Consider the following 20,507-nt stretch of genomic DNA (forward strand, 5'->3'; position numbering starts at 1 on the left):
TAATAATGATTGATTAGAATGGTAAATCATCAAAATCATCTGAAGAAAAAGATGATTTTTTTGAATTTCCTATTATTTCATTATTATTACTACTTATTTCTTCTATTTTCCATCCTTGTATAGAATTAAAATACTTTATTTTTCCCTCTGGATTGGTCCATTCTCTTCCACGAATATTGATGTAAATTTTTATTTTATCATTTTGTCTTAAATTTTCTAGCAAATCTACTTTATCTTGAATAAATTCAATTAATAAATTTTGAGGATACGGTTCCTCTGTTGTAATAACAACTTCTCTTTTTTTGAACCCACTATCAAATTTCTGAATTTGAAATAATTTTTTAATCTTTCCTATTATTTCCATGATATTTTTTATTCTTATTATTTTTAATATTTTCTCCTATTTGATTAGATATATTAAATGAAGTAATCATATTATTTAACATATCACTAGCAGATCCTGGATAATTAGGTAATAAAATAACATTGGAATTACCAGATTCACCTATAGATTGAAGAGTATCATAATGTTGTGTTACTACAATTAAGGCAGATGCCTCCTGTGAATTGATACCAACGTTATTTAAAAATTCAACAGACTCTAAAATCCCTTTAGCTATTTCTCTTCGTTGATCTGCAGTTCCTTTTCCCTGTAATTTTTTGCTTTCAGCTTCTGCTTTTGCTTTTGCTACTATTTTAATCCTTTCAGCTTCTGCTTTATATTCTGCGGCAACTCTCTCTCTCTCAGCTGCATTTATTTGATTCATAGCTTGTTTTACATGTTCATCTGGATCAATATCAGTAACTAAAGCTTTAATAATAGAATAACCATAATCTAACATTGATTCTTCTAATTCTCTTTTTACTGCAATAGCAATATGATCTTTTCTCTCAAATACATCATCTAAACGCATTTTAGGAACTTCTGCTCTAACTACATCAAATATGTAAGATTTAATTTGAGTATGAGAATTATCTAGTTTATAAAAAGCTTCATACACTTTATCTTGAATTACCTTAAACTGTACTGATATTTTTATTTTTACAAATACATTATCTTTAGTTTTTGTATCTACTACAACATCAAATTGTTGTATTTTTAATGTCAATTTTCCGACAATATTATCTATAATGGGAATTTTAAAATTTAAACCAGCATAACGTATGCTATGAAATTTTCCCATTCTTTCAATAATAGCAGATGTTTCCTGATTAACTATAAAAATAAAACTAGAAAAAATAGATAAAATTATAAAAATTAATAATGTTACATAAAATAAAAAACTAAAAATGCTCATATTAATAATAATTAATTATTATTATAATAATCCTAATTCTAAACGAGCCTCATCACTCATAAATTCTTTACTCCATGGCGGATCAAATGTTAATACAACATCAACATTTCTTACATGTTTTATAGACTGAATTTTTTCTTTTACTTCTAAAGGTAAAGTTTCTGCAACTGGACAATTTATAGTAGTTAAAGTCATAATTATTTTAACATCTTTATTATCAGATATTTTAATATCATAAATAAGACCTAATTCATAAATATCTACTGGTATTTCAGGATCATATATATTTTTTAGTATAGAAATAATATAATCTTCTAAATTATTTTCATTCATTTTATTATTTATTTTTCATACTTTAAAAAAGTACCAAATTTATCAAAATGACGAATAGGAAATCCTAATTTCCTTATTTTTGGTAAAATTTCAATTGATTTACCAACAATTAAAATTATTTTATTAGGAAAATATTTATCACTATTACATGATTTTTGTATACTTTCTATAGTAACAGATTTAATATTATTTAAATAATTTTTATAGAAACCATTTGTAAGATTATTTTTTAGTTCACAAATAAACAGATCAATAATTACGTTTGGGTCTTCTAAATCAAAGATAAATTGACCACTCATTTCATTTTTTTTAATATCTAATTCTTCTAAGGAAACCTTATTATCAATCATATATGAAATCTCTTTCAATATATCTTTTATAGCTTCATCTGTTACTTCATTTCTTACTTGAGTATAAACTGAAAAATAACCGATATATTTATCGGATTTTAGTGTAGAATATGCCCCGTATGTATATGCTTTCTTTTCTCTTAAATTTAAAAATAAACGACTCTGAGCACTTCCTCCTAAAATTCCATTTGCTAATATAGAAGGGAAATATGAAGTATCATTTTTTTTCAGAAATACAGGTCCACCTATACAAATATAAGATTGAGTTAAAGAAGGAAGATCTACTACATCTATTTCTATTTCTTTTGGAAGAAGATATTCTTTTTTCATAATATTTTCTTCTACAAAATGTGGTTTTTTTTTCCATCTAGAAAAATATAAATTGCATAATTTTTTTGCTTGATTTTTTGATATATCTCCTACAAAAGAAAGATAAAACATGTTTGGTGCATAATATTTATTATACAATTTTTTTAAATCACTGGAAGTAATATTTTTAATAGATTGTTTTGTTTCATATTCTCCATAAGGATGATTATTTCCAAAATACAATACATTTTTAACGCGTTCTAAAATAGAATTTGGATCTTTTTCCAAAATGTTAATATCTATTATTCTTTGTTTGATAATTCTTTCTAACTCTTTGAAATTATCAAAATCATTATTCATCACAATATCACTAATGATAGAAACAGATTTAGTTAAAAATTTTTTTAGAGTAGAAATAGATATCTCTGAAAAAGATGTATATAAACTAAGCCCCATATAATCAATAATATCATCTAATTCCTCTTTAGAATAATTTTTTGTTCCAGCTCTTAGCATTTGACCAAAAACCTTTCTTATTCCAGATTTATCTTTTTCTAAAAAAGGCTCACAATCTAATTCTAATCCTATCCTAACTATAGGTAATTTATGGTTTTCTACGATTAAAACTTTTAATCCATTTTCCATTTGGAAAAATTTCGGACTTTCAATATTAATTGTTTGATTCCTTTTTAAAATTTTAGGAGGAATACTACGATTTATCGGAAAATTAGTGTTTGAAAACATAATTGTATGAAAAAAAAATGTTATGATAATAATAATAAAAAATCTACTTCTTTTTGTTATCTTCTGATACATTATATAGACGAACTCTGTTATTTTTATTTAAATATTTATTAGCTACTCTATTTATATCTTCTACTGTTATTTTTCTATATCTATCAATATCTGTATTAATTAAACTAGCATTTTTGTAATATAAATAATAGTGAATTAGATTAGATGCAATACCACTCATAGAATAATTATCAGAAATAAATTTTTTTTCAAAATAATTTCTTTGTTTTTCTAATTCGTATCGTGATACCCCTTTCTTTTTTAAAAAATCTATTTCTTGATCTAAAGCTTTTGTCAATTGATCTAAATCAACACCTGGAGTAATGAGTCCATATATTATAAATATTCCATAATCTTCCATAGTTTCTAGAAAAGAACCTGCATAAGAAGCTTTTTGTTGAATATTAACAACATTTTTTATTATTCTAGAACTTTCTCCAGAAGAAAGAATATGATCAATCATTCTTAATACATAAGAATCCTGATCAGTCATTTTTGGAATTCTATATGATAAAAAAACACCAGGTACATTGGAATTTTTATCTACACATGTATAGAAAATTTCTTTTTTTATTGGATCTTCTTTTATTACAACTCTCTTTAATCTATTTTTCCCTCTGGGAATAGATGAAAAATACCTTTTAATTAATTTTCTAGCTTCAACCATATCAAAATCACCTGCAACAACTAATACTGCATTATTTGGAGTATAATATTTTTTATAAAATTTTTTATAGTCATTTTCATCTGCCTTATCTAAATCTTTTTCCAATCCTATTATTGGAGATCTATAAGGATGTTTTTTAAATAATAAAGAAGGTATTATTTCATATAATGCTGTTACATAAGGTTGATTTTCTAAACGCATTTTTTTTTCTTCTTTTACTACTTCTCTTTGTATGTCAATACTTTCTTTATCTACTTTTGCATGTAGCATTCTCTCAGATTCTAACCATAATGCAAGTGGTAAACGATCTGATGGTAACATTTCATAATAACAAGTAGAATCTTGATTAGTATAAGCATTATTTTTTCCTCCATTAGAAGCTATATATTTAAAGTATTCTCCTTTTTTAACATTTTTAGATCCTTCAAACATAAGATGTTCAAAAAAATGTGCAAAACCGGATTTTCCTGGATCTTCGTCTTTACTACCAACATGGTATAAAACAGATACAAAAACTAATGGGTTCGTGTTATCCTGATGTAATATAACATGTAAACCATTTGTAAGTTTTTCTTCAAAAAATCGAATATTATTATGCTGTTTGGAACTTAATTGATTATTTATCATCATAGTTATCATTAAGAAAAAAAAATAAAATCTGATCATAGATTGCAACTAAAGTCAAAAATAGTTAAACTTTATTTAAAGAAAAATAATTTACGATTTTTTTTTCCTAACAAAAATGTAATTTTTTCTTTTATTCTATTTTTGTTAAAAAAAATTTATGAATCTGTTTTTATTTATTTAGTATATATATGAAAAAAATTCTTGTCTATATTTTTATTTTAATTAATTTTTTATTTTCTTCATGTATTAAAGCAGATGAAAATAAAATAGAAGGAAATGCTCAGAACGGAATCGATCTATTTAAAAAAAATTGTACTGCATGTCATTCTCTAGATCTAAATAAAAAAATGATAGGACCTCCACTATTTGGAGTAACAAAAAAAAGAAGTAGAGAATGGTTACATAAATGGATTAAGGATAATAAATCTCTAAGAGCAAGTGGAGATAAAAATGCTATATCTATTTATAAAGAATTCGGAAATATAGAAATGAATCCTTTTCCTCAATTATCTGAAAAACAAATAGATGATATTTTATATTTTATCGAAAATCCAACAGTAGAAAAAAAAGAAACAATAAAAAATATAGAAAAAAATGAAAATAGTGAAAGTGAAATCATAGAGAAACAGTTTTTAATCAAACTGGTAGCTTTATTTTTTAGCATTTTATCTTTAATAATTATATGGATTTTATATAGAATTTATATTCTTACTACATTATTAAATGAAAATAAAGAACCTATATTTACAAAAAAAGATTTTTTATTAGATAAAGTTTACAATTTATTAGGGGGAAAACCCATAAGATGGAAATTATTATCCTGTTTTTTAAGTTTATTTTTATTTTTTAGTATATGTCAGTCTTGGTTTTTTTTAATGAAAATAGATGTAAATAAAGGATATAAACCTAAACAACCTATTTATTTTTCTCATAAAATTCATTCCGGAATTAATGAAATTGATTGTCAATATTGCCATTCAAGTGCAAGAAACGGAAAAGTTTCAGGAATTCCATCTATGAATGTTTGTATGAATTGTCATATGACTATAGAAGAATATAAAGGAGATTACATAGAAAAAGGAAAAAGCATAGAAGAATATAACAAAGAAATACAGAAAATTTATTATTCTATAGGATGGGATAAAAATAAAAGAGAATATTCTAAAGAAATTCATCCTACCAAATGGATTCGTATACATAATATGCCAGATTTTGTTTACTTTGATCATTCTCAACATATTATTTCTGGAGAAAACGCCATAAAAAAACTAAAAAAAGTAAACTTAGTTTGTAATGCATGTCATGGGGAAGTCCAAAAAATGGATCAAATAGAAATGTCAAACGATTTTACCATGGAATGGTGTATTTCTTGTCATAGAGAAGTAGAGATAGACAAGAAAAATAAATATTATGAAAAATATTTTTCCGAAAAAATAAAAGAAAATAAAAAAATAACAGTAGATATGGTAGGTGGAATAGAATGTGCTAAATGTCATTATTAATATGATTAATAAAATTGTTGTAGTATGAAATCAAATAAAAAAGAAAAAGTAAAAAATTCTGTTAAAGATCTTTTCAATGGAAAAACATCAAGAAGAGACTTTTTAAAATGGGTAGGATTTAGTACAGCATCAGTTGCTTTATCTGCATGTAAAGGCCCTGTAATCAAATCTATTCCTTACATTGTAAAACCAGATCAAATTAATTTAGGAAATCCAACTTATTATGCTACAACTATGTTAGATTCATTTGATATGGCAAGTGTACTAGTAAAAACAAGAGAGGGTAGACCTATAAAAATAGAACCTAACTCAACATCAGAATATTTCAATACTACTTCAGCTAGAATACAATCTTCTTTATTATCTCTTTATGATGAAGAAAGAGTAAAGTTTCCATTATTAATGGGAAAAAAAAGTTCTTGGAAAGAAGTAGACAAATATATTATACAATATTTAAATAAAATAAAGAAAAAAAATAAAAAAATAGTTTTTCTTTCTTGTTCTTTACCTAGCTATTCTACAAAAAAATTAGTTAAAGATTTTAAAAAAGTCTATCCCAATACTGAATGGGTCACTTATGATGCTATTTCATTTTCTAAAATGTTAGATGCTAGCGAAGAAATATTTAATATTCGAGCTTTTCCCTTTTTTGACATATCTCAATCTGATTTAATTATTTCATTTGATTCTGATTTTTTAGGAGATTGGAGTCCAGAAAATATGGGGAAATATTATGCAAAAAAGAGAGTTCCTACAGAATTTATGACACAACATATTCAGATAGAAAGTAACATGAGTTTATCTGGAGCTAATGCAGACTTACGTATTTCAAAAAAACCTTCTGATATTAAAGAAATATTATTTCAAGTTTTTCAAAACATATTGTATGAAAAAAAACCAAATAATGAAATAGCTAATAAAATATGTTTTTTGATTAAAAATAGAGGATCAAAAAGTGTTGTTATAGCAGATGGAGATAAAGAATGCTATCAATACTCACTTTTAATTAATAAAAAAATTAACAGTAATGCATTAAGTAATAAATTTATTTTTTCAAAAGAAAGTAATGATAAAATATTTATGAATTTTTTAAAAAATTTGGAAAATGGAAATATAGAAGCTTTATTTATTCATAACACTAACCCTTTATACAGTTTACCATATCACATTTCTAAAAAAATAAAAAAATACATAAATAAAATACCATTAACTGTATCATGTTCTATGAATAAAAATGAGACAAATAAAATGATGAAGGTTATAACTCCTATTCCACATTGGTTAGAATGTTGGGGGGATACTCATCCCTTAAGTAATATATATACATTAATTCAACCCACTATACAACATATATTTAATACTAGACAAATACAAGATTCTTTAATGATTTGGGGAAATATCAAAGAAAAAAGTTTTTATAATTATTTAAAAAAAATTTGGGAAAAAGACATTATTCCAAAATCTAATGTTTCTTCTTTTAATGAGGCTCTTTTTCATGGAATAGTAAAAACAACAACATATGAAAAAGAAAAAAAAAGTAACAATAAAGTAAAAAAAATTCAATTTTATAATAAAGAAAAGATACAAAAAAAAAGTTTTGAACTTAGATTATATACAAAAATAGGAATGGGAGATGGAACTCAATATAATAATCCATGGTTGCAAGAATTTCCTGATCCTATTACAAGAACTACATGGGGAAATTACATTACAATATCTCCCTATGATGCAAAAAAAATGCAACTAAGAAATTGGCATACTGGAGATGGATGTTTGAATGGAGATTGCGTCAATTTAATCAAAAATAAAGAAATTATAATAAAAGATATTCCTGTTATTATTCAGAATGGACAAGCGATAGGATCTATAGGATTAGCATTAGGATATGGTCAAAAAATAGGAAAATTATCACAATTATGTGATGGAAAAAATGGATATAGAATATATGATAACTTTAATATTATACAATACAATATACAACTAAAAAAAGTTGATAAAATACATAAGTTTGCTTGTATACAAGTTCAAAATACATCATTAGATAGAGATTTAATTAGAAATGTAGATTTAAAAATATTCTTAGAAAAACCTAAAGAAGTTTGGAATAAAGAAGAAAAAATTCATACTTATGATGGAATGAAGTATATCCAAGATATTCCTTCTTTTGGAATGGAAAAAAAAAGAAAAAGTGGACATCATTTTAAATTATCTATAGATTTAAACTCTTGTATTGGATGTGGGTCTTGTATTATTTCATGCCATTCAGAAAATAATGTTCCAGTTGTTGGAAAAGAAGAAATAAAAAAATCAAGAGATATGCATTGGATAAGAGTTGATAGATATTATTATACAAATAAAAGTAAAGAAAAATATAACAGCAATCCAAAAATATCTTTTCAACCTATTATATGTCAACATTGTGATTATGCTCCTTGTGAAACTGTATGTCCAGTAGGAGCAACATCTCATGGAGAACAAGGTCAAAATATGATGACGTACAATCGTTGTATAGGTACTCGTTATTGTGCCAATAATTGCCCTTATAAAGTAAGACGTTTTAATTGGTTTGACTATGCTAACAATAAAAAATTTAATTTTAACATGAATAATTCTCTGGGAAAAATGGTTTTAAACCCAGATGTAGTTGTTAGAAGTAGAGGAGTTATGGAAAAATGTTCTCTTTGTATACAAAGAACACAATACACTATAAATGTAGCAAAAAAAGAAAATAGAACTATAGAAGATAGAGAATTTGAAACAGCTTGTAGTATATCTTGTCCTACAAAAGCTATTACATTCGGAGATTTTAATGACAAGGACAGTTTAATATATAAAAAATCAAAAGATAAAAGATCCTATAAACTCCTTGAATTTCTAGGAGTGCGACCTAATATTTTTTATCAAGTAAAAGTGAAAAATACTGTAAAATAGTTTTTCTTTTAAAATAAAATGAGGAAATATTATTATAATATGGAAAATAATTATAAAACTATTAGAAGAGAACCTTTAATTATAGGAAAAAAAACGTTACAAGACATAAGTAATGATATATTAAAACCTATAGAAAGTAAAGCAGGTTATTTATGGAAAATTTCTTTCATCATATCGACAATAGCATTTATATGGGGGATTATATGTATTACTTATACAATTTTAACAGGAATAGGCGTATGGGGATTAAATAGAACTATTAATTGGGCTTGGGACATCACAAACTTTGTTTGGTGGGTAGGTATTGGTCATGCAGGAACTCTAATTTCCGCTGTTTTGTTGTTATTTCGTCAAAAATGGCGTTTATCTATTAATAGATCTGCAGAAGCTATGACTATTTTTGCAGTAATACAAGCAGGTTTATTTCCTATTATTCATATGGGAAGACCATGGAATGCTCATTGGGTTTTACCTATACCGAATCAATTCGGTAGCTTATGGCCAAATTTTAATTCTCCACTTTTGTGGGATGTGTTTGCTATTAGTACATATTTTTCTGTATCTACTGTATTCTGGTTTGTAGGACTAATTCCAGACTTTGCTATGATTAGAGATAGAATAAAAAATCCTTTTCAAAAAAAAATTTACAATATTTTAAGTTTTGGTTGGGGAGGAACATCAAAAGAATGGCAAAGATTTGAAGAAGTATCTTTAGTATTAGCAGGTTTATGTACTCCATTGGTTTTTTCTGTACATACTATAGTATCATTTGATTTTTCTACTTCCGTAATCAAAGGATGGCATAGCACAATATTTCCTCCTTATTTTGTTGCAGGAGCTATATTTTCAGGATTTGCCATGGTACAAACTTTACTGGGTATAGCAAGAAAAGTTTTGTCTTTGGAAAATTATATTACAAGAAATCATATTGAATATATGAATATGATCATTTTACTTACAGGAGGAATTGTTTTAATTGCTTACATATCTGAATTTTTTCTTGCATGGTATTCTGGTAATATTTTTGAAAAATTCATATATTTTTCTTTAGAAGCATCTAAAGGTCCATTTTGGTGGGCTTTTTGGTCTTTAATTATTTGTAATGTTATTATACCACAATTTTTATGGATAAAATCTATAAGGAGAAGTTTTTTTTGGTCTTACATAATTGCTATAGTAATAAATATTGGTATGTGGTTTGAAAGATTTGACATTATTGTTTTAAATCTAAGTCGTGACTATCTTCCATCTTCTTGGACTGGATTTATTCCATCATTTGTAGATGTAGGAATATTTATAGGAACTATTGGTTTTTTTTTCACGCTTTATTTATTATACGTACGTGTATTTCCGGTAATTTCACAATCAGAATTAAAAACGATATTGAATTCTTGTAATGATAAAAAAAATGAATAAATGTACAGTTCATGCATTGTATGATAATGATCATACACTAATAAATAGTCTTAAATATATTAAAGAACATAATAAAAAAAATTGTAATATACATGAAGTATATTCTCCATTTCCTATACATGGATTAGAAAAAATCCTAAATTTAGAAAAAACTAATTTATCTTTTTTATCTTTCATATATGGAACATTTGGTTTTTGTATATCTTGTTTATTAACATGGTATATTATGATATTTGACTGGCCTCAAAATATTGGAGGAAAACCTTCTTTTTCCTGGATAAATAATCTTCCTTCTTTTATTCCTGTGATATTTGAATTGACAATTTTTTTTTCTGCACATTTAATGTGTATCACTTACCTTATTCAGGGAAGATTATTTCCTGGTTGTATGGCAAAAAATTTGGATCCAAGAACTACTGATAATTTATTTCTAATAGAAATTAGGACAACAATAGAAAACGTTGAAGACGTGATGAATTTTCTAAAAAAAAATGGTGCTATAGAAGTAAAATCGAAACATATTTAATATTGTTATATGAATAATAAATATATTTTTTTCAACATTTTTTTTATTTGTTTTTTTAGCATTATGTTAATTTCTTGTTGGTTTGATAAAACGAAACCAAACATAGTTTATATGCCGGACATGTACTACTCAGATTCTTATGAACCATATTCAAATCCAGGTTTTAACAAAAAAAAAGATAATATAAAAATAGAAATACCTTATTTTGCAGAAAAAAATACTTCATCGTTCCCACCAGTAAAAAATACTGTACCAAGAAATGCATCACTCATATATTACTATATTACGAATACAAATCATGGATATGATATCTCTAAAAAAATAACTAAATATCCATTTTTTAGAAAAAAAAGTGATATACAGGAAATTATGAATAAGGGTAAAAATCTTTATAATATAAACTGTTCTATATGTCATGGAAAAAATGGTGATGGAGAAGGTATATTGGTGAAAAATGATAAAATATTTGGAATTCCAAATTATAAAGACAGAGATATTACGATAGGAAGTATTTATTATGTTATTACATATGGTAAAAATAATATGGGATCTTATGCTTCTCAATTAAATGAAATTGAACGATGGATGGTATCTGAATATGTTATGTTATTGAAAAATAATAAATAATAATAAATGATGTTACAGTTTTCTACAAAAACTAAAATCAAAATTTTTTTTATAATAATTATAGGTATTATTCTAATATTATTAGATAGTTTTCTATTAAAGAATAATTTAGAAATTAATAAACCTTGGACTAGTTTATACATATCTATTTTTTATTTTACATCTTTATCTATAGGATCTTTATTTTTCTTAGCCATACAAAATGTTTCAAAATCTGGATGGTCTGTGGTAGTTCATCCTATAATGGAAGAAGTAGGATCTTTTATTCCGTATGGTTGTATAATGATATTCATCATTCTATTAATCAATGGAGTGGGTTGGGTCAAAATGTTTCAATGGATGAATCCTAATTTATATAATCCTATATTGAAAGAATATGATGAAATCATTGCACACAAAAAAATATTCTTTAACATTCCGTTCTTTTTAATAAGAAGTGTCGTATATATTATTATATATATTTTTTTCTATTTAAAAATAAAAAAAATTTCTTATACATTAAGTTATCATTATTCAGTTGATAATTATAAAAAATTATATTTATATTCTATTTTATTTATAATTTTTTTATCTATAGTATCTGTATTTATGTCATGGGATTGGATAATGTCTTTAAACCCACATTGGTTTAGTACTTTATTTGGGTGGTATATTTTAAGTAGTTATTTAGTCACATCAATAAGTATTATTACTATAATTTCTTTATTACTTAAAAAAATAGGATGTTTTCCATTATTTAACGAAAACCATTTACATGATTTAAGTAAATATTTATTTTCTGGAAGTTTATTATGGACATATTTTTGGTTTTCACAATTTTTGCTTTATTGGTATGGAAACATTCCTGAAGAAATAGTTTTTTTCTTAAAAAGAAAAGAATTATATCATAGTATCCATTTTTGGATGCTAATTCCAAATTTTATAATTCCTTTTTTTTTCTTGATAAGTAGTAAAGCAAAAACTAATACTAAAATAGTATTTATGTCTTCTATTATTATTTGTATTGGACATTATATAGATATCTATCATATTATAGCTCCAGATATAGAACATAAATATGAAAAATTTGGATTTTCTGAAATAGGAGGATTTTTATTAATATTTGGTATATTTATTTATATTTTATTACTCAACTTAAGTAATAGAAAATTAGATATTCCTACAGGACATCCATTTTTTGAAGAAAGTAAAAACTATAAATATCCTCATATGAAATGATTCGAAATATTTTATTTTTTAAATATATCTTTAATAAGAGAAAAAATTTTTTCTAAAGAAGGTTTTAAAGGGTACCATATTTTTTTTTTATCACCCAAAAAAAAATTGGATATAAATTTAGCTGTTGTTTTCCCTATAGCAAATACTTCTATATTATTTTTTATATTATTATTTAAAAAAAATGATTCTACACCAGATGGACTAAAAAAAACAATTCCATTATAATGTGATAAATTTTCTATTTTTCTTGGAATTAAAGTAGTTTGATATACTTTATATTGATTAATATTATTACTTTTTAAAGTATATAAATTTTTCGTTTTATTTCCACAAAACCAATCATAATTTTGATGAGATTTTTCTTTTATTATTTCTTCTATAAGATCCTCAACATAATTTTTTTTCAAAAAAAAAGAAAAAGGAAAATATTTTTTCACATAAAAAAATGTTTTATCTCCTACTACATAAATTTTTTTTTTCAAATAATCTAATCTAAAATTCAATAAAAATCCTTTGAATCCATTACAACTTGTGAATATTAATGGATTATTATTAAGAAAAGGTTTTTTCTTCAATATGAAATATTCTATTGATAAAAAGTCATAAGAATTAACGGAAAAATAAGTTTTATCTAATGTAGAATGATCTACTATTTTAGTAAATAAAATATTAATCATTTATTTTTTGGTTTTGAACAAAATTCATTATAGATTTATTAGATCCGAAAAGAGTTAATATATCTCCTTTTTGTAAAATTGTGTTTCCTGTTACTAATCCTATTACTTTCCTTGTAGACTTAACTTTAGAACATATAGAGCTTTTTTTAAAATCTCGTATTACAGTTATTAAAGATACTGAATACTTTTTCGTCAATTCTAAACTTTTAACAGATTTTCCACTAAAAGTAGATGGAGAAAAAACTTCTGCTATAGAATGTTTATTATCTACTTTAAAATAATCTAAAGCATAATTAAAAGATATTTGTTTAGTTAGTCTGAAAGCAGCATCTTGTTCTGGGTGCACTACATCATTAATTCCCATAGCTTCTAATATAGTATCATGTATTTTAGATAAAGACCTGCTAACTATTCTTAAATTTTTATATTTTTTTAGTATAGCTGTAGTTACTATTGATGCACCTTCATTTTCTCCAATAGCAACAATACCTAAGTCAGCTTGTTGTATGGGTAAGTTTTTATAAGCAGCTTCATTATTCGCATCCATACATACTACATTTGCAATGTGATCTTTTAATAAATCTACTTTTTCCATTTTATAGTCTATACCAAATACTTCATGACCATTATCTGTCAAATTTAAAGCTAAAGAACTTCCAAAATTTCCTAATCCAATAATTATAATTTTCATGTTACTGATTACACTAATTAATAAGTATATATCCTTTAGGATATTTATAATAATGAGAATGAATTTTATTGTTTCTTAATAAACTAATCATGACATTAAAAATACCAATTCTTCCTAATAACATTAAAAATATTAATATTAATTTGCTTTTATCAGATAGACTAGAAGTAATTCCTAAAGATAATCCAGTTGTTGAAAAAGCAGAAAAAGCCTCAAAAACTACTGATAAAATATTTTTTTCAGGATCTAAAAAAACAATCAATAAAATACCTACATATATTACAAACAAAGATAATATAATAATCGAAAAAGCTAAACGAATTGACTCTATAGGAATTTCTTTTCTTTGTATTTCTAACCTATTATTCCCTCTAGATAAAGAAATAATATTTATCAAAGCTAGTGAAAAAGTACTAGTTTTAATTCCACCTCCTGTTGATCCTGGAGATGCTCCTACCCACATTAAAAAAATAGTGAACAATATAGTTACTGGAGATAAAACATTCATATTTAACACATGAAATCCTGCGGTTCTAGATGTTGCAGATGAAAAAAAAGCAGCAATCCATTTTCCACAAAAAGAATGATGTTCTAATAAAGAATAGTAATATTCATTAATATAGAAAAATATGGTACCAATAAAAAGCAAAAAAAATGTAGTAATTATAACTATTTTTGTATTTAAAGATATAATATGAATAGGATATTTGAAATATTCATCTCTAAAAATCTTATAGAAACACCTTTTTACAGTTAACCATAAATATGTAAAAAAATTAAATAATATATTGAAACCTATTCCACCTAGTATTAATAAAAAAGCAATAATTAATTGTAAAAAATAATTAAATCTTATGGATTTAGAATAAAGACCTTGACTAAGTATAGAAAATCCACTATTACAAAAAGATGATATAGAATGAAAAAAAGAAAAAAATAAAGGGTTATCACAACCTATTATTTTTTTATCTTTAATAGAAAGATAAATCAAAATAGCACCTATAAATTCGACTGTTAATGTAAATAATACTACTTTAACAGCTAAAGTTAGTACATTATTTGTTGTTTTAACATTTAAAAAATTACTTACATATATAGCTTCTTTAAAAGAAAATCCATTTTTAAAAAAATAACTAAAAAAAGAAGTTATAGTTAAAATTCCTAATCCACCTAATTCTACTAAAGTTAAAATGATAATTTTTCCTGAATAAGTAAAATCTTTTTCTGTATCTAATACAGTTAACCCTGTGACACATACAGCGCTAGTAGAAGTAAATAAAGCATCTATAAATGAAATTTTATTTTTTTTAGTAGAAGATGGTAACATTAATAAAATAGATCCTAACAGAGATAATAAAACGAAACTTGTAATAAAAATAAAAGCAGGATTATGTATTTTAACATAAATGATTCTCATCAGATAAGTAATCTGAATTAATAGATATAAAATTAAACTGATAAATAAATAAATTTTCAAATCTTTTTGAATTTTTCCATGATTAAGTATAATTCTTATGAAAGAAAAAAAAAGAGCAATTAATAATATGAAAAAAGAAAAATAAATCATTGATTTATAACTTTTTTCTATATTCTTATCAAACAAAATAAATATATGCAAAATACTTATCGTTAGAACAATGCTTATAATTACTTTTGTATTAAATAAATGATGATCTATTTTGTTTTTCCATCCAAAATATATGATCATATAAATAAATACAATTGGAATAGTAAATAATAAAATATTCCGTAATTTTATTTGAATCATAGTTTATTATGAAATATTTTTTTGTTTTCTTCAAGAATTTTTCCACCACCTTGTTTTAAAATCAATTTTGCACATTTAAATCCTATATTTTTATAATCAGTACTTTTTATTGTTTTTTTTATTTTTTGCACACCATCTAAACTCAGTAAAACACCAGTAAAATAAATAATTTTATTTTTAATGACGGCATGTCCTCCTATAGGACTCATACATCCTCCAGATAATGTACTTAAAAATTGACGTTCTATATTAGCAGATAATCTAGTTTCTTTATCATCTAATTTTTTTGTTAACAAGTTGATATTATTATTTTTTTTAAGAGTAGAAATTACAATAATTCCTTGTCCAGGGGATGGTATCATCCAATCTAATATTTCGTAACTGAATAATTTATAATATTTAAAATTTTTTAATAATCCCAATCTTTCTAATCCTACTTGAGCAAAAATAGCTGCATTCCAAGGATTTTTAGATAATTTTTTTAATCTAGTATTAATATTTCCTCTTAAACCAATAATAGTGTGATATGGATATTTATTTTTCCAAAAAGCAGCTCTTCTTAAACTACCTGTAGCTATTATAGCATGAGTATTAGAATTATATAAAAAATTACTTGAACCTTTGTACACTAACAAATCCAAAGGGCTTCCTCTTTTTAAAAAAGCAGAAAGTACTATTTCATTTGGAAGATGAATTGGTACATCTTTTAAAGAATGAACAACCATATCAATTTTTCCTGATAGCATAATATTGGTTAATTTTTTGGTAAAAACTCCTATTTTGTTCATAGTATGAATAGGCATATTTTGAATTAAATCTCCTTCGGATTTCATTAAAAATAATTTAGATGGATACCCCTCTTGATGAAGATAATACTGAACTTTTTTTGCTTGATATATAGCTAAAGGAGTATCTCTTGTTCCAATTCTAATAATTTTTTCCAAAAAAATTATATATTTAAATCAAATTCACAGATAAAAAGGATAAAAATTTTCTATATTATGAAATTTTTTTTCAATAAATCTAATGTATGAAATATTAGACATATCTATTGCAGATGGATAAAATTTCGGTATAAAAAAAATATTTTTTTTATTAAAACAATTTTTTGAGAAAAAATCTACATTTCCTAATATAGATACTTTATTATTTTTTATATATTTTTCTTGCAATAAGTTTTTGTTAATATTTCTTATAGAAATATCGCTCAATTTTTTTTTTGATTTGTCAAAAAAACAAGTATAAAATGAATTTGATTTAGCATGTATCATTGGAATAAAAATCCCATTTTCATTATTATTAACATTTTGAACAAGAATAGTTAAAGAATCTATAGATAACAAAGGAATACCTAAAGACATACACAACCCTTTAGCTACAGATGATCCTATTCTTAAAGACGTATAAGACCCTGGTCCCCTACTGATACAAATAGAATTTAAATAATTTAAATCAATATTAGAAATTTTTATAGCATATTTTATGAATACGTGCAATATTTCTGAATGAATATTATTATCAAAACATTCTTCAACAGAAATTAATGTTTTACCATTTTTTGCTATGCTTACAGAACAATTTCTTGTAGAAGTTTCTAAATTTAGAATTAAACACATAAAAATTTATTATAAAAATTGTAAAATTAGAAAATAACAATTAACAATGTTGAAAACAAAAAAAATAGTAGAATATATCGTTTCTTGGTTAAAAAAATATATACAAAAATATAAATCAAATGGTTTTATTATTGGAATATCCGGTGGTGTTGATTCTTCTTTAACTTCACTTTTAGTGGCTAAAACAAAGTTTCCAACAATAGTATTAGAAATGCCAATTTTAGAAAAAAAAAATTTTTTATCAAAAAAACATGTAACATTTTTAAAATCTAAATTTAAAAATGTTAATTATTTGAAAAAAGACTTATCTGATATATATGTTTCTTTCTGTAAAATAATGAATGTAAATAACAAAAAAAAAGATGAAAAAACTTTACTATCGTTAGCAAATGTAAAATCTCGTTTTCGTATGTTAACCTTATATTATTATGCTAACAAAAAAAACTACCTAGTTGTAGGAACTGGTAATAAAATAGAAGATTTTGGAGTAGGATTTTTTACAAAATATGGAGATGGGGGAGTTGATTTACAACCCATAGCAGATTTAATGAAAAGTGAAATTTTTCTTTTAGCTAAAGAGTTAAATATTCCTAGTGAAATTCAAAATGCAAATCCAACTGATGGTTTATGGGAAGATAAACGAACTGATGAAGATCAACTTGGTGCAAGTTATGAAGAATTAGAATGGGCTATGAACATTTTTGAAAATAATACTATAAAACATCATAATACAAATTTTTCTTATCAAGAATCTAAAATTCTCGAAAAATATTATAATCTTCATAAAAAAAATCATCATAAAATAAAACCCATACCTATATGTAAAATTCCTGATTATTTAAAAAATAATATGCATAAACATTGATAGCATTTTAGCATCTATCAAAAACTTGAAAAGTTTACAAAAATCCTTTTCGTAAATTTGCTGTTTACATAGATTATGTTCTATTCTGTTATGATAATAGAAGAAAATAAAAATAATACTTTATCGTGTATTGAAAAAAATAAAATTTATGATAATTTTAATCATAAAAATCACTCCAGAATAGTATCAATATGTGATAAAGATAAAATTGAAAAAATAGAAAAACATTTCTTTCATATTATGAAAGTTTTAGGATTAGATATGAATGATGATAGTTTACAGAAAACTCCTCATAGGGTAGCTAGTATGTTTATAAAAGAAACATTTAGTGGACTTAATCCTAAAAATATACCAAAGTCTTCCACTTTTGAAAATAAGTACAAATATAATCAAATGTTGATAGAAAAAAATATAACTCTTTATTCCACATGTGAACATCATTTTCTACCTATTATAGGAAAAGCTCATGTAGGTTATATTTCTAATGGAAAAGTATTAGGTTTATCTAAAATTAATAGAATAGTAGATTTTTATGCAAAAAGACCACAGGTTCAAGAACGTCTTACAGTACAAATTGTTGAATATTTAAAAAAAATTCTTTCTACAGATAATGTAGCTTGTGTTATAGAAGCAAAACATTTATGTGTTAATTCTAGAGGTATAAAAGACATAGATAGCAGTACGATTACTACTGAATTAGTAGGGGATTTTAAGAATAATTCAGATATAAGGAGTGAATTTTTACACCATATTGGAATTTTTCAAAAAAATGGAATATAAGAATACAGCAAAAAATAATTTGAGAATATATAATTCTTTAACAGGAAAAAAAGAGCTATTTTATCCTATTCATAATGATTATGTAGGAATATACGTTTGTGGCCCCACTGTTTATAACCATTTACATTTAGGTAATTGTAGAACTTTTATATTATTTGATGTTGTTTTTCGCTATTTTCAACATTTAGGATATAAAGTTCGTTATGTTAGAAATATAACAGATGTAGGACATTTAGAAAACAATAATGGACAAAGTGAAGATGATAAAATTAACAAAAGATCTAAAATAGAGGGATTAGAACCAATGGAAATTGTACAAAAATATACTATTTCTTTTCATAATATATTAAATACTCTAAATTTATTACCTCCTAATATAGAACCTACAGCTACAGGACATATAATAGAACAAATAGATATGGTTAAAGATCTTATTAATAAAAAATTAGCATATGAAGTTAATGGATCTGTTTATTTTAATGTAAGAAAATATAATAAAAATTATTCTTATGGAATACTTAGCCGTAACAATTTTCATCAATTAATTAACAAAAATCTAAATTTTTTAGAAGATAAATATTATTATCAAGATTTTTCTATTTGGAAAAAAGTAAATCCCAATCATATCATGGGATGGAATTCTCCATGGGGAAAAGGAATACCTGGTTGGCATACAGAGTGTACTGTTATGAGTACAAAATATTTGGGAAAAAATTTTGATATTCATGGAGGTGGAATAGATTTAAAATTTCCTCATCATGAATGTGAGATAGCACAGGCTAAAAGTTTCTATACTACCGAAAAAAATAGTAGTAATAATCTAGCAAATTATTGGATGCATACAAATATGCTGACTTTAGATGGAAAAAAAATGAGTAAATCTAAAGGTAATTTTATTGAATTAAGAAATCTTTTTTTAATAAGAAAAAAAAATGATTGTTTTCCTAATATTATTAGATTTTTTGTTTTACAATCTCATTACAGAAGTATTCTAAATTTTTCAGAAAAATCTTTATTAGATGCCGAAAAAGGATTTAAAAAAATTTTTCTTTCATTAAATATCATTAATGATGCTTGTCAAAATAGATTTACAAAAAAAAATAATAACGAAACATCATCATCCTTTGATACATCAAAGTGGATTCATTCATGTTATCAAGCAATAAATGATGATTTTAATACCCCTTTATTAATTTCTCTTTTATTTAAAGTATCTAATATAGTCACTGATGCAAATGAAATAGAAAAAATATCCGATATTTTTTTGTTAAAAAAATATATAAATCATTTTTTTTTCGAAATACTCGGTTTTAAAAAAGAGGATAATCAAACAAATGTTTCAAAAGAAAAATTAAAAAAACTTGAAATTCTTGTAAATAGATTAATACAATTTAGAAAAGAAGAAAGAGAGAAAAAAAATTGGTTTATTTCCGATAAAATACGAAAAGAATTATACAATATAGGTATTTCATTGCATGATAAATCAATTAATAAATAAGAATAATGCAGCA

At 24.1% G+C, this 20,507-nt stretch carries 19 protein-coding genes; 9 read left to right on the forward strand and 10 right to left on the reverse strand.

Going from position 1 to position 20,507, the window contains the following annotated elements:
* Window positions 1-13: 13 nt before the first annotated feature.
* The 5 genes from H0H49_RS00245 to H0H49_RS00265 form a co-directional block, all read right to left on the reverse strand.
* On the reverse strand, window positions 14-364 hold the full coding sequence (locus H0H49_RS00245) for a DUF3127 domain-containing protein (protein WP_185864507.1): 351 nt from the start codon (window positions 362-364) through the stop codon (window positions 14-16).
* Window positions 342-1,298, reverse strand: coding sequence for an SPFH domain-containing protein (locus H0H49_RS00250; protein ID WP_185864508.1), 957 nt, complete (start codon window positions 1,296-1,298; stop codon window positions 342-344). The genes H0H49_RS00245 and H0H49_RS00250 overlap by 23 nt, the downstream gene beginning before the upstream one ends.
* A 21-nt stretch (window positions 1,299-1,319) precedes the next feature.
* Window positions 1,320-1,631 (reverse strand): iron-sulfur cluster assembly protein, encoded by a 312-nt coding sequence (locus H0H49_RS00255; protein WP_185864509.1) that lies wholly within the window; start codon window positions 1,629-1,631, stop codon window positions 1,320-1,322.
* An 8-nt stretch (window positions 1,632-1,639) separates the two neighbouring features.
* Window positions 1,640-2,935: a M16 family metallopeptidase gene (locus tag H0H49_RS00260; RefSeq protein WP_317168700.1), complete on the reverse strand. Its 1,296-nt coding sequence runs from the start codon at window positions 2,933-2,935 to the stop codon at window positions 1,640-1,642.
* Between the two features lie 142 nt (window positions 2,936-3,077).
* The gene (locus H0H49_RS00265) at window positions 3,078-4,382 is read right to left on the reverse strand and encodes a M16 family metallopeptidase (RefSeq protein ID WP_238784949.1); all 1,305 of its coding nucleotides are present in this window, start codon (window positions 4,380-4,382) and stop codon (window positions 3,078-3,080) included.
* A 185-nt stretch (window positions 4,383-4,567) separates the two neighbouring features.
* Here H0H49_RS00265 and H0H49_RS00270 point away from each other — a divergent pair, with 185 nt between their 5' ends.
* The 6 genes from H0H49_RS00270 to H0H49_RS00295 are packed head-to-tail and all read left to right on the forward strand — an operon-like array spanning window position 4,568 to window position 12,599.
* On the forward strand, window positions 4,568-5,881 hold the full coding sequence (locus H0H49_RS00270; protein ID WP_185864511.1) for a c-type cytochrome: 1,314 nt from the start codon (window positions 4,568-4,570) through the stop codon (window positions 5,879-5,881).
* 24 nt (window positions 5,882-5,905) lie between these two features.
* Window positions 5,906-8,812: a 4Fe-4S dicluster domain-containing protein gene (locus H0H49_RS00275; protein WP_185864512.1), complete on the forward strand. Its 2,907-nt coding sequence runs from the start codon at window positions 5,906-5,908 to the stop codon at window positions 8,810-8,812.
* A gap of 39 nt (window positions 8,813-8,851) precedes the next feature.
* Window positions 8,852-10,228, forward strand: coding sequence for an NrfD/PsrC family molybdoenzyme membrane anchor subunit (gene nrfD / locus H0H49_RS00280; protein WP_185864513.1), 1,377 nt, complete (start codon window positions 8,852-8,854; stop codon window positions 10,226-10,228).
* Window positions 10,221-10,754 carry a DUF3341 domain-containing protein gene (locus tag H0H49_RS00285; protein ID WP_185864514.1) on the forward strand — a complete coding sequence of 178 codons (534 nt, stop codon included), beginning with the start codon at window positions 10,221-10,223 and terminating at the stop codon, window positions 10,752-10,754. The genes nrfD and H0H49_RS00285 overlap by 8 nt, the downstream gene beginning before the upstream one ends.
* 9 nt (window positions 10,755-10,763) lie before the next feature.
* Window positions 10,764-11,381, forward strand: coding sequence for a c-type cytochrome (locus H0H49_RS00290; protein ID WP_185864515.1), 618 nt, complete (start codon window positions 10,764-10,766; stop codon window positions 11,379-11,381).
* A 9-nt stretch (window positions 11,382-11,390) separates the two neighbouring features.
* Window positions 11,391-12,599 (forward strand): hypothetical protein, encoded by a 1,209-nt coding sequence (locus tag H0H49_RS00295; protein ID WP_185864516.1) that lies wholly within the window; start codon window positions 11,391-11,393, stop codon window positions 12,597-12,599.
* An 11-nt stretch (window positions 12,600-12,610) separates the two neighbouring features.
* On the opposite strand, the gene H0H49_RS00300 is transcribed toward H0H49_RS00295, so the two are convergent.
* Genes H0H49_RS00300 through tsaB form a run of 5 tightly spaced genes read right to left on the reverse strand, consistent with a single transcriptional unit; the run spans window position 12,611 to window position 17,351 of the window.
* On the reverse strand, window positions 12,611-13,276 hold the full coding sequence (locus tag H0H49_RS00300) for a uroporphyrinogen-III synthase (RefSeq protein ID WP_185864517.1): 666 nt from the start codon (window positions 13,274-13,276) through the stop codon (window positions 12,611-12,613).
* Entirely contained in the window at window positions 13,269-13,967 is a 699-nt protein-coding gene (locus H0H49_RS00305) for a potassium channel family protein (RefSeq protein WP_185864518.1), read from the reverse strand. Before H0H49_RS00305 ends, H0H49_RS00300 begins: the two co-directional genes overlap by 8 nt.
* 13 nt (window positions 13,968-13,980) lie before the next feature.
* Window positions 13,981-15,735, reverse strand: a complete 1,755-nt coding sequence (locus tag H0H49_RS00310) for a TrkH family potassium uptake protein (RefSeq protein ID WP_185864519.1) — start codon at window positions 15,733-15,735, stop codon at window positions 13,981-13,983.
* Window positions 15,732-16,679 carry a hydroxymethylbilane synthase gene (gene hemC / locus H0H49_RS00315; RefSeq protein WP_185864520.1) on the reverse strand — a complete coding sequence of 316 codons (948 nt, stop codon included), beginning with the start codon at window positions 16,677-16,679 and terminating at the stop codon, window positions 15,732-15,734. The genes H0H49_RS00310 and hemC overlap by 4 nt, the downstream gene beginning before the upstream one ends.
* 24 nt (window positions 16,680-16,703) lie before the next feature.
* Window positions 16,704-17,351: a tRNA (adenosine(37)-N6)-threonylcarbamoyltransferase complex dimerization subunit type 1 TsaB gene (gene tsaB, locus H0H49_RS00320; RefSeq protein WP_185864521.1), complete on the reverse strand. Its 648-nt coding sequence runs from the start codon at window positions 17,349-17,351 to the stop codon at window positions 16,704-16,706.
* Between the two features lie 46 nt (window positions 17,352-17,397).
* Between tsaB and nadE the strand changes: the two genes are divergently transcribed.
* From nadE to cysS, 3 genes are all read left to right on the forward strand, one after another.
* A complete protein-coding gene (gene nadE, locus H0H49_RS00325; protein ID WP_185864522.1) occupies window positions 17,398-18,216 on the forward strand; it encodes an NAD(+) synthase in 819 nt (272 codons plus the stop codon).
* Window positions 18,217-18,291: 75 nt separating this feature from the next.
* Entirely contained in the window at window positions 18,292-18,996 is a 705-nt protein-coding gene (folE, locus tag H0H49_RS00330) for a GTP cyclohydrolase I FolE (RefSeq protein ID WP_238784950.1), read from the forward strand.
* Window positions 18,986-20,494 (forward strand): cysteine--tRNA ligase, encoded by a 1,509-nt coding sequence (gene cysS / locus H0H49_RS00335; protein ID WP_185864523.1) that lies wholly within the window; start codon window positions 18,986-18,988, stop codon window positions 20,492-20,494. Before folE ends, cysS begins: the two co-directional genes overlap by 11 nt.
* The last annotated feature ends 13 nt before the right edge of the window (window positions 20,495-20,507 follow it).

Source organism: Blattabacterium cuenoti (assembly GCF_014252035.1).
GTDB lineage: Bacteria > Bacteroidota > Bacteroidia > Flavobacteriales > Blattabacteriaceae > Blattabacterium > Blattabacterium cuenoti_Z.